Here is a 14,055-nt window from a genome sequence, read left to right on the forward strand (position 1 = left end):
TTTAAAGAGATTATTGCACTTCGATCTTGTCCCAGCCGTTTTTAAACATGCAGCTGTCAACTAACGTATCCCGGCGATATTCATTCGCGTCTTCAACCGTGTAGCTCGTGGAAATATCCTTTTTCTTGTTCTTTTTGTCCGTTTTTTCCGAGCTGGATCCGGTTACGACGTTATCCGGGGGCAGATCGATCAGCGCCTGCGCTTCGCATTCCGTGAGCTTTTTATTCATTTCCGCATCGCTGACGCCCGGTTTCACCCATTTGTACTGGACGCAGCCGGCGAGCATCAGCGTGAGGCTCAGAACGCAAAGCGCGGTCATGCGGTGTTTCATCAGAAGGTGACTCCACCGCCTACATATGCGCCGTCAATCAGCGTGTGGCCAGGACGACCGTCTTTGCCGTCCACGCTCACGTGGCGGTAGCCCACTTTCAGGGTCACTGGCGTAATTGGCGTCCAGCTTACGCCGCCGTTGGCTTCGACGTAGTTTTTCACGCTGTTGTTCAGGCCTTCTGGTGCGACATAGCCTTCACCGTAGACGTGGATGCTGTCGGTCAGGGCAACGTTTACGCCGCCGCCAATCGGGAACGCCACGCCGTTATCGCCTTTTTTCGGGCCGAGGTAGATGGCTTTTGCGCCCGCGTTCAGCATCACCGGGCCAAGACCCAGGTTGTAGCCTGCGCCCACGCCGCCGGTCTGGGTACCGTCGTCGGTGTTTTTCAGCCAGTTACTTTCCAGATAAACACCGGATGAGGATTTCCCCATTTCCAGGTTGAGGTTGGTAAAGTTTTTACCCTGCTCAACGGTGCCGCCCATCGCCAGTGCGGAACCCGATACGGCAGCCAGAGCAGAAAGAAGAAGGATATTCAGTTTTTTCATGTTTTTTGCCTCGTCATTAAATTCATCTGGGCGCACCTTAACAAGCGATGTTAATGACTGCAAATGTGATATAAATCGCGGTTTTATACTGATATTGTTAACTTTTTTATTGAAGTTGTTGCAATGATGTTTGATTGTCGGGGTGTCAACAGGGGATGTTTTTAGCGTTTAGGAACCGTTTAGTTTTTTGACTAAACATAAACTGAACGAGGCGGGGATAGTGATTTGAGATGAATTAATTGGGTTTCTAATAATTTCCAAAAATGTTTCGCCTGTCACACAAAACAACAAAGCCTTACATTTCGAGCGATGAATATACGTTCAATCGCGCAGGCCGTTTTCCCTTCCATGTCATTTTTCTGACACGTTTATTCTTTACGTTGTTGGCTTCACTAACTGGATGCTAACAATATGAAAAGAAAAATTATTCCTGTGCTAATCGGCTGTGCGCTCTCTTTCTCTGGCCTGGCGGCGCAGCCCACTGCTGAGCGCTATGTCGTCAGCTTCCCTGAAGGCTCCCAGGTGAGCTACAGCGGCGCGTTTGCCAGCGCGTTTCCGAACGGACTGCCCGTGGGCATTGGCTCCGGCCTGCTGTTTACGGGCAAGCAGGGCGACGCCCTGACCTTTGCGACCGTGACCGATCGCGGTCCAAACGCCGATGCGCCAAAAATGGGTAAAAACGAAGCCAAAATATTTGTCACGCCTGATTTCGCGCCGCTGCTGATGACCATCCGCGTTCAGAACGGCAAAGCGGAGGCTGTCGACGCCCGCCCGCTGCATGATGATAAAGGCGAGATCAACGGTCTGCCGCTGCAAAGCGGCGTGATTGGCTCCACCAATGAAGTGGCGTTCAGCGACACCCTCAAGATCCTGAAGGGTGACAACCGTGGGCTGGACACGGAAGGCATCACCCCGGACGGCAAAGGCGGCTACTGGCTGTGCGACGAATATGGCCCGTTCCTGATTAACGTCGACAGCAAAGGGAAGATCCTGGCGATCCACGGGCCGCAGGCCGCGGAAGGGGAGAAATCCATCGCGGGCGGCCTGCCAAACATCATCAAATGGCGCCAGGCGAACCGGGGCTTTGAAGGCCTGACCCGGATGCCGGACGGGCGGATTATCGCCGCCGTGCAAAGCACGCTGGATATTGACGGCAAGAGCAAAAAGCAGGCGCTGTTTACGCGTCTGGTGAGCTTCGACCCGGCGACCGGGAAAACGGCGATGTACGGTTACCCTATCGACAGCGCGGCCTACAGCAAAAACAGCGACGCCAAAATCGGCGACATCGTGGCGCTCGATGACCAGCACATCCTGCTGATTGAGCAGGGAAGCGATAAAAACGACGGGATGCATAACCTGATTTATAAGGTGGATCTCAGCAAGGCGAGCGACCTTTCCGCCTTCGACAAGCCGGGCGAGTACCCGGAGTTTGATGATGAGAAAACCCTGGCGCAGCGCGGCATTACCCTTGCGGCTAAAACGCAGGTCGTCGATCTCCGCGCACTGGGTTGGCAGCAGGAGAAGGCCGAAGGGCTGGCGCTGATCGACAGCAAAACGCTTGCGGTAGCGAACGATAACGACTTTGGCGTGAAGGTGGCGATGCAAAACCCGGTCGAGGGCAAGAAGCTCAAGGATTATCGGGTGAACGCGGAAGGCAAGCTGACGCTGGATGATAAGCCGGTGGAAACCACGCTCAGCGTGAAGCCGCTGAAGAAGCCGGAGTCGGACAGCGAGCTGTGGATTGTGACGCTGCCGGAGGCGGTAAAATAAGTTTACCCTTCTTGCTAAAGGCTGGGGTATCCCCACAAGATAATGCCTGCACAGACGGCTCCCTCTCCCTTGAGGGAGAGGGCTGGGGTGAGGGGGAACATACGGCTGTGGAGGTTATTCCGTTCACTCTATGTTCCTTGCTACTCTGTAACGGCATGACCTGTGAACGTGCCAGGGTGGCTCAATCGCCACCACCCTGGCGACCCGGGCTCCCGGCGGTAAATCGCCGCTTCGCGGTGCCCTCAGCTTATTCCTTCAGGCTATCGGGTCGGGCATGAGCCTGCATCCCTGCAGGCCACGCCCTCTCGGCGCATCCCTGCGCCTCGCCCCGGCCTTACGGAAACGCCTCGGCGATTTACAGCCGGACCAGGGCATCGCTGTGAGCCACTAATTTTTCTGAAGCAACATTCATCGCTTCAGGTTAAAAAATTACCGGGGATCCCTCAGCCCCACAGGGGAGAGGAGATGCATAGCGGTTATTTTTTCAGACCCGCAAACGCCGCCCGAATTTCTTCTTCCGGGAGTTGGATACCGATAAACACCATCACGCTGTGCGGCGCTTCCTCGCCCCAGGGGCGATCCCAGTCGGCGCTGTACAGGCGCTGCACGCCCTGGAACAGCAGGCGGTTCGGCTCGCCGTCAATCCACAGCATCCCTTTGTAGCGCAGCAGCTTGTCGGCAAACGACAGCAGCAGGTTTTCCATCACCCGCGAAACCTCGCCGATGTCCACCGGGTAGTCCAGCTCCACCACAATCGATGCCACGTCGTTTTGCCTGTCTCCCAAAAAGTGGAAGCGCGGCTTTGCGGTGACGTTCTCTTCCAGCATAAAGCCGTTGGTGTTGAACAGCTGAGACAGATCGATGTCGCCGTGCGTCACCGTGTAAACCGGCGCGCGGGAGTTAATACGCGTCAGGCGCTCGCGCAGTTTTTCGCTTTCGCCCGCCACGTCGGTTTTGGTCAGCAGGATGCGGTCGGCGTAGCCCACCTGAGACTGGGCGATGGTGAACTGGTTCATCTGCTCGTCGGCGTGAACCGCGTCGACCAGGGCAATCACGCCGTCCAGCAGGTAGCGCTGGCAGAGGATTTCGTGAGAGAAAAAGGTCTGAATAATCGGACCGGGGTCGGCCATGCCGGTGCACTCGATCACCAGGCGGTCAAAGTCGATCTCGCCGCGGTCGCGGCTGTCGAGCAGGTCCAGCAGGGCGTCTTCTAATTCGTTAGAGCGGGTGCAGCAGATGCAGCCGTTGGTCAGGGTTTTGATCTGGGTGGCGCGATCGCCGATCAATTGATCGTCAACGGAGACCTCACCGAATTCGTTTTCGATGACGGCGATTTTGAAGCCGTGCTGTTCGTTCAGGATGTGGCGCAGCAGGGTGGTTTTACCGGCGCCGAGAAAACCGGTCAGCAGGGTAACGGCAATCGGGGTCATGGTCTCTCCTTTAGCAGCAGCGGACGCCGCCTTCTCCACTTCCGCCGTAGCGCGCTTCCTGACGCTCGCGGAAGAATTCGGTGTAGGTCATGTACGGCTTATCCGGATGGTTGGTCTTCATGTGCTCAACGTAGTTGTCATAGTCCGGAATGCCAATCAGCATTTTCGCCGCCTGACCGAGGTATTTTTTTGCTTCGCCTAAGTTACCAAACATTGTGGGTTCCAGACAGAAAAAGCCCGGCGATGTGAGTCCGCTGGGCTTATGTTTTCCTCACCCCAGCCCTCTCCCAAAGGGAGAGGGGGAGGATTGCGGATTAATGGTGTGAAGAGGTCTTCACGCCGCCTTCCGGCACCGGCACGTACGGGGTTTCTTTATCCGTACGACCGTCGGCGTTGCGCACGTTAAGCCAGGTTTTGATGCCGTAGAAGATGATGCTGTACACCACCACCAGGAACAGAATGCTCAGACCCGCGTTGGTGTAGTTGTTCACCACGATATGGTTCATGTTGGCAATCTGCTGCGCGGTCAGATCCGCGCCGCCTGCGGCAATCTTCTCCTTGTACTGGTTAGCCATGAAGAAGAAGCCTTCCAGCTGCGGGTTGGCGCTGAACAGCTTCAGGCCAAGCGCCCAGGTGGTGCAGAGCAGCAGCCACAGCGCAGGAACAACCGTTACCCAGATGTATTTGGTGCGTTTCATCTTCACGAGGACCACGGTACCGAGCACCAGAGCAACGGCTGCGAGCATCTGGTTAGAGATACCGAACAGCGGCCACAGGCTCTTCACGCCGCCGAGCGGGTCGACAACGCCCTGATACAGGAGGTAGCCCCACAGGCCGACGCAGCCGGCAGTACCCAGAATGCCCGCCACCAGAGAATCGGTTTTCTTCAGGAACGGCACGAAGTTACCGAGCAGGTCCTGCAGCATGAAGCGGCCCGCACGGGTACCGGCGTCCAGCGCGGTCAGGATGAACAGCGCTTCGAACAGAATACCGAAGTGGTACCAGAAGCCCATGTCCGCCCACGGCAGTACTTTGTGGAACACGTGTGCGATACCGACGGCAAGCGTAGGTGCACCACCTGCGCGGTTCAGCACGGACGGTTCGCCGATGTCCTTCGCCGTCTGCATGATCTGCTCAGGCGAAATCACGAAGCCCCAGGAGCTGACGGTCGCCGCCGCGTGTGCGCTCGCGTCCTTCAGCTGCGCCATAATCAGCGCCGCGTTATCGCCGCCCATCTCGTGCAGGTTTGGCATGGTGATGCCGAGGCCCGCAGGCGGGGTGTTCATCGCGAAGTAGAGACCCGGTTCGATGATGGACGCTGCAACCAGCGCCATGATCGCCACGAAGGACTCCATCAGCATTGCGCCGTAGCCGATCAGACGCGCGTCTTTCTCGTTCGCCAGCAGCTTAGGCGTGGTACCGGACGCAATCAGGGCGTGGAAGCCGGAGACCGCACCGCAGGCGATGGTGATGAACAGGAACGGGAACAGGGCGCCTTTCCACAGCGGGCCGGTGCCGTCGATGTACTGCGTTACCGCAGGCATTTTCAGATCCGGGTTAATCACCAGGATACCGATAGCCAGACCGACGATAACGCCGATTTTCAGGAAGGTCGCCAGGTAGTCACGCGGGGCCAGAATCAGCCAGACCGGCAGCAGCGCAGAGATAAACGCATAGCCAATCAGCGCGAAGGTAATGGTGGTGTCTTTGAAGGTCAGCGCCGGGCCCCAGTACGGGTCGTGCGCAATCACGCCGCCGAAGTAGATGGAGGCCACCAGCAGTACGATACCAATCACCGACACTTCACCCACGCGTCCCGGACGCAGGAATCGCATGTAGATCCCCATGAACAGCGCAATTGGCACGGTTGAGCAGACGGTGAAGACGCCCCACGGGCTTTCGGCCAGCGCTTTCACCACGATCAGGGCCAGCACCGCGAGGATGATGATCATAATCAGGAAGCAGCCGAACAGAGCGATCGTCCCCGGCACGCGGCCCATCTCTTCTTTGACCATCTCACCCAGAGAGGCGCCGTTACGGCGAGAAGAGATAAACAGCACCATAAAGTCCTGCACCGCACCCGCCAGCACCACGCCTGCGAGCAGCCACAGGGTACCCGGCAGGTAGCCCATCTGCGCAGCCAGCACCGGGCCGACCAGCGGGCCTGCGCCCGCGATAGCGGCAAAGTGGTGACCAAACAGCACGTAGCGGTTGGTTGGCACGTAATTCAGGCCGTCATTGTTAATGACCGCCGGAGTGGCGCGCGTCGGGTCGAGCTTCATGACCTTCTGCGCGATGTACAAGCTGTAGTAGCGATAAGCAACAAGATAGACGGAAACGGACGCAACCACGATCCACAGGGCGCTTACGTGTTCGCCCCGGCGTAATGCGACAACCGCCAGACAAAAAGCGCCGAGGATCCCGAGTAAGGCCCAGGGCACGTGCTTCAGTAGTTTTTTAGTATCCATAGTAAGACCTGGTTTTTTATGTAAAGAAAAAAGGGTCAGGGTTCGTTGTGAGGAGGTATTGATTAATGCTGGAGCGATCGTGCCAGATCCTCGCGCGTGTAAAGGACGGTAAATGAATGAGTGGTTGAAAGTGCCGGGTGAGCGGTCAAAGGGGGCGACGAGCGGTTCCGGCTCGCCGCCAGGGGGCGAAATTATGTGATTGAGATCACTTGATTATTCGGGTTACGCTCCACCGCCAGATAGTTCTCCAGCGTTCTAATCAGTTTTTCCTTCAGCCAGTTCGGTTCCAGAATCTGAATGTGGGGCAGCCAGTAGAACAGCAGCGGTAGGATCTGGTTCTCGTGCGCCGCCTGGCAGCGCAGCGTGACGCCGCCCTGCTGCTCCTCCAGCAGCTCCTGTTCCGGCAGAAGATCGCGGCGCAGGAAGTAATGTGAAATATTATCTTTGATAAATATTTTCACCGCGAAAGTATTTTCAGACACCCAGGGATCGAGGCTTTTCTCCAGCAGCTCAAGGACATTTTCTTCGGGCGTGAAGGTCGTTTTCTGAATATCAAACCAGCTAATCTGGCTCAATGAGAAGGATTTCAGGCGGCTATTTTCGGTGGCTTGTAAATACCATATGTTTTTTTTGTTAATGAGTTTATAGGGATTAATCAGACGGGTTTTTCCCTTATAAACGATCTGACAAACATTATGGTTTTTAATCGATCTCTCGATTTTCGTTAAATGACGGCGAATATCACGTTCTACCGTGTGTTCTGCCTCATTTCCAAGAATGAGAATATGGTTTTCGTCAACGCGCGTTTCAAGCTTTTGCCAGAATTCCATATTTCTTTCAGGGAAAAAGCTGTCAGCATTCAGGAAGTTAGCAAGGGTGTGATGTAAGCCTTGTCCGCCGGGCGATTGTGCAGAATGGATCAGCCGATATAGCCCGTTACCGGTATGCTCAACAATGGGAGAGAGGGCATTTAAATCCCGGTAGACGGTACGCTCGGTAATTTTAAATTTTTCCATTAGCGCACTGCGGTTTACCACACCGTTTAAATGTAGCTCAACCAGAATATCGACCAGACGTTCAGCCGAGCGGCTCCGCGTCGTTTTAGCCATAAGGTCATCCTGTATATTTAGGTATGCGCTGAATGATGCGGATGCACTGACAAAAGGTGTCAGTATTCAGTCACAGAAAATTTCTCTTATGGGTATATAACGGCGTGATTTAGCGGAAACCTTAGGAGTTTTTGTAGAAAGCGGCGCTGGCCGGAAAAAAAGGCCAGCGCGAAGGGGGGATCACACGGCGGCTTCCGCCTCCAGCATGACCGGGTGGAAACGGCGCTTGAAGTAGATCAGACCGTGTCCCGCGTCACTCAGAATGATGTTCTTAACTTCAACAAGGTAGACAAGATGCGTGCCGATGGTTTGCACCTGGCTAATCTCGCCCTCAAGGCTGGCGAGCGCGCCCTTGAGCACCGGCTGCGCCAGCGGCCCTTTCTGCCAGCAGGAGAGGGCAAAGCGCTCCTCCATCGTCATACCGGTCATCCCCGCAAAATGGCGAGCCATGATCTCCTGTTCGTGGTTCAGCACGTTAACGCACAGCCTGCCGTTGCCCTGAAATACCGGGTTCATGGCGCTGTTGGCGTTGATGCACACCATAACCGACGGCGGGGTGTCCGTGACCGAACAGACGGCGGTGGCGGTAATGCCGCAGCGGCCCGCCTCGCCCTCGGTGGTGATCACATTAACCGCCGCCGACAGGCTACTCATCGCGTCGCGAAAACGCAGGCGTTGTTCATCTGAATGCATTGCAACCTCCCGCTGCGCTATTTCAGCAGCTTGTCGAGCATGTTGATATCGCTGTTGTTGTGCAGGTGCGGCACCGTCCAGCCGTGCTGGTCGTATTCGGACATGCAGCGGTCGACCATCGCCATCATTTTGTCCATGTTGCCGGAGCTCTGCGCCTGGCGCAGACACTGCAGGCGGATCTCATCCTGGCTGCCGGAGTAGTTGATTTCGTACAGCTCGTGACGGCCGCCGAACTCGCTGCCGATGGCGTCCCACATCAGCTTCAAAATCTTGATGCGTTCGACGTGATCCATGCCGTTGGAGCCGCGCACGTATTTCGCCAGATACTGGTCGATCTGCGGGTTGTTCAGATCCCGGGCGCTGGACGGCAGGTAGATCAGCCCGGACGTCACGTTACGCTCGATGATGTTCTTGATCTTCGCGTAGGCCATCGGCGCCATCACGCGGTAGGTTTGCAGCGCGGCGTGATCCGGCAGATACGCGCCGTTGACCCACGGGGTGGCTTCGGAGCACATGGAGTCGCTCAGCGCCCAGAACATGTTGCGCCAGGCCACCACTTCGCCCAGATCCGCCTGCACGCCGCGGAACTCCAGGGTGCCGGTGCACTCCAGGGATTTTTTCAGCAGGGCGGTGATGAAGTCGAGCTTCACCGCCAGACGCACGCAGGCCTGCAGCGGGTACATGCGGGCGAAACCGCCCTCCATCGTCCAGCGACGGCAGCGGTCGAAATCGCGGTAGATCAGCACGTTTTCCCACGGGATCAGCACGTGATCCATCACCAGGATCGCGTCGTTCTCGTCGAAGCGGCTGGAGAGCGGGTAGTCGTACGGGGATCCGGTTGCGCCTGCCACCATCTCGTAAGAGGCGCGGGAGATCAGCTTCACGCCTTCGGCATCCATCGGCGCGACGAACATCAGCGCGAAGTCCGGGTTTTCGCCCATCACCTGCGCGGAGCCGAAGCCGATCATGTTGTAGTGGGTCAGCGCCGAGTTGGTTGCTACCACTTTCGCGCCGCTGACGATAATCCCGGCGTCGGTCTCTTTCTCCAGCTTGATGTAGACGTCTTTCACCTCGTCCGCCGGCTTGTGGCGGTCGATCGGCGGGTTAACGATGGCGTGGTTGAAGTACAGGCCGGTTTCCTGAATGCGGGTGTACCAGCTGCGGGCGTTCTGTTCGAACTGGCCGTAGAAGGCCGGGTTGGCGCCGAGCGCGCAGCCGAACGCGGCTTTGTAGTCCGGCGTGCGGCCCATCCAGCCGTAGCTCAGGCGCGACCACTCGGCGATGGCGTCGCGCTGCTGGCGCAGGTCGTCGGCGCTTTTCGCCACGCGGAAGAACTTGTGGGTATAGCCGCCGCTGCCGGTGTCGGTGCCCCAGCAGAGCGTGTCCTGCATCTCCGGCTTGTGCAGCGCGTCGTACATCTGTGCGATGGAGGCCGCCGCGTTGCGAAACGCCGGATGGGTGGTGACGTCTTTGACGCGCTCGCCGTAGATATAAATCTCACGGCCGTCCTGCAGGCTTTTTAAATACTCTTCGCCGGTTAACGGACGTTTGGCATCAGCGCGGAAATCTTCAGGCTTCATAGGGACCTCGTATCGGAATAGAGTTGTTAAATTTATGTTTTGTTTTTGTTGTTTAATTGAAGCCTGAGAGGGGCGGAACGTGAAGGGACGATTGGGACAACGGCGGGTACTTTTCGGGCTGGATTGGGATTTGTGATCGTTGTCCCCTCACCCCGGCCCTCTCCCCAAAGGGGCGAGGGAGAAATCGTCCCCTCTCCCCTATGGGGAGAGGGTTAGGGTGAGGGGTAAGGTTTTACGACACTGGTACTTTCCGCGCCCGATACGCGCTCGGCGAGCACCCCACTAAGCGGTTAAAAAACCGGGCAAAATAGGCCGGATCCTTAAACCCCAGCTGCCAGGCAATGTCGCTGACCGCGCTGTCGGAGAAGAGCAGCAGCCGCCTGGCTTCCCGCAGCTGGCGGTCGAAGATCAGCCGCTTCGGCGGGCGGTTGGCGAAGCGGCGGCAGATATCGGTCAGGCGGGATTCGGTCAGGTGCAGCTCGCTGGCGTATTCCGGCACCGTCCAGTGCTGGTGGTAGTGGGCATCTATCAGCTGGGTAAAGCGCTGGAACAGCTTCAGCTCGCCGCGCATGCCGCCCGAAGCGTGGTCGTCGAGCTTCGCGTTGCGCAGCAGCAGGGTAAACACCGCCTGCGCCAGCAGGACCAGAGTATGTTCGCGCCCCGGCAGCTGTTCCGTGGATTCCCGGGCGATAAGCTGCCAGTAGTGCTTCAGCGCCGCCAGCTCGTCCGGCCTGTCGGCCAGCGAGAGGCAGATCCCCGGCAGGCCAAACGCTTCCCGCGTGCCGGGGTAGAGCACCTCCAGCAGCGGCCAGATCAGATCCTCGCGCACCGTCAGCACGTGTCCGTCGCTGTCGGATTCGGTGATAAACGCGTGCGGCACCGACGGCGGCGTGAGGACGAACAGCGGGGCCTGCACCGAGTAGCGGTGATCGTCGAGCTGGAGCTCAATCTGCCCGGTATCGAGAAAGTGCATCTGAAAATACTGGTCGTGACGGTGCGCCTGCATGTCGCGGCCAAAAAAGGCCGCCATGCGCGCGAACGACTGGTAGTGCACATCGTCGGTGCCCAGACTTTCGTCGTACTCCTTGCTGATATCAATGTTGGCGATAGGGCTCTGGCACATGCTCGTTCCTCTGTTGATCCCGCTGCGTCATCGGGATGCGCGTCAGCACAAGCGCGCCGACCACCAGCAGCCCGGCCACAAACCACAGTCCGGAGCTGAAGCTGCCGGTCGCGTCGCGCAGAATGCCGATCAGCAGCGGGCTGACGGCGGATCCGACGTTGCCGATGGCGTTGATCACCGCCAGCGCCACCGCGCGGGACTGCAGGCTAATCACCCGATCCGGCGTGGTCCAGAATATCGCCATGGCGGTAAAGGATCCGGTTGAGGCCATAATGATGCCAAGCAGCTGGATCAGGCTGTGATCGGTGGCCGAGGCCAGCATCCATCCCGCCGCGGCGAACAGGTACGGCAGGATGGTGTGCTTTTTTCGCTCTTTCAGCCTGTCGGAGCGTCGGCTCCACCAGATCATCCCGAGAATGGTGCAAAACTGCGGGATCGCCGCCAGCAGGCCGATGACGATATTGCTGCTTCCCGTGTTGAAGCTTTGCAGGATCTGCGGCGTCCAGATGTTGATGGCGCTGAGCGTGTTGGTCAGGCAGAAGTAGGCCAGCGTGTAGAGCAGCACCGCCGGGGTCAGCACTTCGCGCAGCGTCGATCGCGGCGTGACGGACTGGGCAATGGCGACCTCCTGCTCGCGGGCGATCATCGTTTTCAGCGCCTGCTTTTCGTCGTCGTCGAGCCAGGTAGCTTGATCCGGCGTGTCGTTGAGATAAAACCAGGTCACCACGCCGAGCACCACCGACGGCAGCCCCTCCAGCAGGAACAGCCACTGCCAGCCCTTCAGGTTCCACAGCCCATCCATCGCCAGAATGTAGCCGGAGAGGATCGAGCCGAGCATCATGGTCACCGGCATGGCGATCATAAACAGCGCGTTGGCGCGGGCGCGGTGATAGGCCGGGAACCACCATGTGAGGTAGACCAAAATCCCCGGCAGGAAGCCCGCTTCGGCAATGCCTACCAGCATGCGCAGGACGTAGAGCGTTTCAGGGCTGGTGGCAAACATGGTGCAGGTGGAGGCGATGCCCCACACCACCATGATCCCGGCGATCCAGCGCCGCGCGCCGATCTTCGCCAGCATGATGTTGCTCGGGATCCCGCACAGCACGTAGGTGACGTAAAACAGCGTCGCGGCCAGGCCAAACATCGTGGACGTGAGGCCCAGATCTTTGCCCATCGTCAGCCCGGCAAAGCCGATGTTGATGCGATCGAGAAACGAAAAGACAAACAGGATAAAGAGAAAGACGATCAGGCGTCGGAACAGCTTGTTAATGGCGCGATGTTCAACAGCTTTATTATCATGGGTTTGCAGGGTAGAGGTCGTCATGGTGCGCTCCAGATCTTACGTTTAGTAGACGGATTTATTGTTATTAACTGACGTAACCGGTTGTTCGATAAAGCGTGCCGCCAGCGCTTCGGCGCCGCGGGCGAGCAGGGTGGTGTCGACGCCGACGGCGACAAACAGCGCGCCAAGCTCGAGGTAGCGTTTCGCCAGCGGCTCGTTCGCCATCAGGATGCCGGGCGCTTTGCCCGCGCTGAGGATCTGCGCGATAGCCTGCTCGATGGCGGCCTGCACCTCCGGGTGCTGCGGATTGCCGGCAAAGCCCATGTCGGCGCTCAGATCCGCCGGGCCGATAAACACGCCGTCGACGCCTTCAACGTCCAGGATCTGCGGCAGATTTTTTAGCGCCTCGCGGGTTTCAATCTGCACCAGCACGCACATGGCGTCGTTGGCCTGCTGCAGGTAATCCGGGATGCGGTTCCAGCGCGAGGCGCGCGCCAGGGCGCTTCCGACCCCGCGAATGCCCGCGGGCGGGTAGCGGGTGGCACGTACCGCCAGCCGCGCTTCGTCGGCGTTTTGCACCATCGGCACCAGCAGGGTTTGTGCCCCCACGTCCAGCAGCTGTTTGATCTGCACCGGGTCGTTCCACGACGGGCGCACCACCGGCTGGCTGGGATAGGGCGCGATGGCCTGCAGCTGGGTTAACACGGTCTGCACGCTGTTCGGCGCGTGCTCGCCGTCGATCAGCAGCCAGTCGAAGCCTGCCCCCGCCAGCAGCTCGGCGCTGTAGCTGCTGGTCAGCCCCAGCCATAACCCGATTTGCGGACGGCCCGCTTTCAGCGCCGCCTTGAATGCGTTTTGCATTGTCCTCTCCTAAACAAAGCGGCAGCTGATGGAGCCCATGCTGCCGTAGTCGACGTGGAAGGTGTCGCCTCTGCTGGCGGGCACCGGGCGGGTAAACGAGCCGCCGAGAATAATCTGGCCGGGCTCAAGCTGCACGTCGTACGGTGCCAGCTTGTTTGCCAGCCACGCCACGCCGTTCGCCGGGTGGTTAAGCACGCCTGCGGCGACGCCGGTCTCTTCGATCACGCCGTTGCGGTAGAGCAGGGCGGAGATCCAGCGCAGATCCAGCTCGTCGGGCTTAATCGGACGACCGCCGAGGATCACCCCCGCGTTGGCGGCGTTATCGGAGATGGTATCGAACACCTTGCGCGGGCGCTGGGTTTCCGGGTCAACGTTGTGGCAGCGGGCGTCGATCAGCTCCAGCGCGGGGATCACGTAGTCCGTAGCGTTGTAGACGTCGAAGATGGTGCAGTTCGGGCCGCGCAGCGGTTTTGCCAGCACAAAGGCCAGCTCCACTTCGATACGCGGAACGATAAAGCGATCGACGGGAATGTCGCTGCCGTCGTGGAAGAACATGTCGTCCAGCAGCGCGCCGTAGTCCGGCTCGCTTATCTGGGAGCTGGCCTGCATCGCTTTGGAGGTGAGGCCGATCTTGTGGCCCTTCAGCACGCGTCCTTCGGCAATCTTCAGGCTGACCCATTCGCGCTGGACGGCGTAGGCGTCGTCGATGGTGATCGTCGGGTAGTCGAGAGAGATCTGGCGGATCTGCTCCCGGGACTGTTCCGCCTGATGCAGACGATGGGCGATCAGGGTATGGGTATGTTTGTCGAGCATGGCGATATCCTGTTTTACGTTTGTTTTCTCCCTCTCCCCGTGGGAGAGGG

General features: G+C 58.5%; 13 protein-coding genes. 1 reads left to right on the forward strand and 12 read right to left on the reverse strand.

From position 1 onward, the window contains the following. Positions 1-10: 10 nt before the first annotated feature. Together QMN93_RS10195 and QMN93_RS10200 are read right to left on the reverse strand one after the other, a co-directional pair. Positions 11-331 (reverse strand): hypothetical protein, encoded by a 321-nt coding sequence (locus QMN93_RS10195; protein ID WP_182383010.1) that lies wholly within the window; start codon positions 329-331, stop codon positions 11-13. Continuing rightward, positions 331-876 (reverse strand): YfaZ family outer membrane protein, encoded by a 546-nt coding sequence (locus QMN93_RS10200; protein ID WP_023310269.1) that lies wholly within the window; start codon positions 874-876, stop codon positions 331-333. Before QMN93_RS10200 ends, QMN93_RS10195 begins: the two co-directional genes overlap by 1 nt. A gap of 411 nt (positions 877-1,287) precedes the next feature. On the opposite strand from QMN93_RS10200, the gene QMN93_RS10205 reads away from it, so the two are divergent. Then, positions 1,288-2,646, forward strand: coding sequence for an esterase-like activity of phytase family protein (locus QMN93_RS10205; protein ID WP_193138833.1), 1,359 nt, complete (start codon positions 1,288-1,290; stop codon positions 2,644-2,646). 476 nt (positions 2,647-3,122) lie between these two features. On the opposite strand, the gene yjiA is transcribed toward QMN93_RS10205, so the two are convergent. The 10 genes from yjiA to hpaH all read right to left on the reverse strand — a co-directional run bounded on the left by yjiA (position 3,123) and on the right by hpaH (position 14,005). Beyond that, positions 3,123-4,076, reverse strand: coding sequence for a GTPase (yjiA, locus tag QMN93_RS10210; RefSeq protein ID WP_047059031.1), 954 nt, complete (start codon positions 4,074-4,076; stop codon positions 3,123-3,125). Positions 4,077-4,086: 10 nt separating this feature from the next. Further along, positions 4,087-4,290 (reverse strand): YbdD/YjiX family protein, encoded by a 204-nt coding sequence (locus QMN93_RS10215; protein ID WP_003856610.1) that lies wholly within the window; start codon positions 4,288-4,290, stop codon positions 4,087-4,089. 100 nt (positions 4,291-4,390) lie between these two features. Beyond that, the gene (locus QMN93_RS10220; RefSeq protein ID WP_023334384.1) at positions 4,391-6,544 is read right to left on the reverse strand and encodes a carbon starvation CstA family protein; all 2,154 of its coding nucleotides are present in this window, start codon (positions 6,542-6,544) and stop codon (positions 4,391-4,393) included. Positions 6,545-6,735: 191 nt separating this feature from the next. Then, positions 6,736-7,653 carry a YafY family protein gene (locus tag QMN93_RS10225; protein WP_033144554.1) on the reverse strand — a complete coding sequence of 306 codons (918 nt, stop codon included), beginning with the start codon at positions 7,651-7,653 and terminating at the stop codon, positions 6,736-6,738. A gap of 180 nt (positions 7,654-7,833) precedes the next feature. Further along, positions 7,834-8,346 carry a 4-hydroxyphenylacetate 3-monooxygenase reductase subunit gene (locus tag QMN93_RS10230; RefSeq protein ID WP_047173281.1) on the reverse strand — a complete coding sequence of 171 codons (513 nt, stop codon included), beginning with the start codon at positions 8,344-8,346 and terminating at the stop codon, positions 7,834-7,836. Between the two features lie 17 nt (positions 8,347-8,363). Next, the gene (gene hpaB, locus QMN93_RS10235) at positions 8,364-9,926 is read right to left on the reverse strand and encodes a 4-hydroxyphenylacetate 3-monooxygenase, oxygenase component (RefSeq protein WP_063439872.1); all 1,563 of its coding nucleotides are present in this window, start codon (positions 9,924-9,926) and stop codon (positions 8,364-8,366) included. A gap of 232 nt (positions 9,927-10,158) precedes the next feature. Next, on the reverse strand, positions 10,159-11,049 hold the full coding sequence (gene hpaA, locus QMN93_RS10240) for a 4-hydroxyphenylacetate catabolism regulatory protein HpaA (protein ID WP_182383014.1): 891 nt from the start codon (positions 11,047-11,049) through the stop codon (positions 10,159-10,161). Further along, complete coding sequence (gene hpaX / locus QMN93_RS10245) at positions 11,021-12,373, reverse strand: 4-hydroxyphenylacetate permease (protein WP_048978976.1); 1,353 nt, start codon at positions 12,371-12,373, stop codon at positions 11,021-11,023. The genes hpaA and hpaX overlap by 29 nt, the downstream gene beginning before the upstream one ends. Before the next feature lie 21 nt (positions 12,374-12,394). Next, positions 12,395-13,192, reverse strand: a complete 798-nt coding sequence (gene hpaI / locus QMN93_RS10250; protein WP_064673190.1) for a 4-hydroxy-2-oxoheptanedioate aldolase — start codon at positions 13,190-13,192, stop codon at positions 12,395-12,397. A gap of 9 nt (positions 13,193-13,201) precedes the next feature. After that, on the reverse strand, positions 13,202-14,005 hold the full coding sequence (gene hpaH / locus QMN93_RS10255; protein ID WP_045888119.1) for a 2-oxo-hept-4-ene-1,7-dioate hydratase: 804 nt from the start codon (positions 14,003-14,005) through the stop codon (positions 13,202-13,204). Positions 14,006-14,055: the final 50 nt, after the last annotated feature.

Origin of the sequence: Enterobacter sp. R-1.6.2, assembly GCF_035064085.1 — a bacterium.
In the GTDB taxonomy this organism is placed as follows: Bacteria; Pseudomonadota; Gammaproteobacteria; order Enterobacterales; family Enterobacteriaceae; genus Enterobacter; species Enterobacter asburiae_B.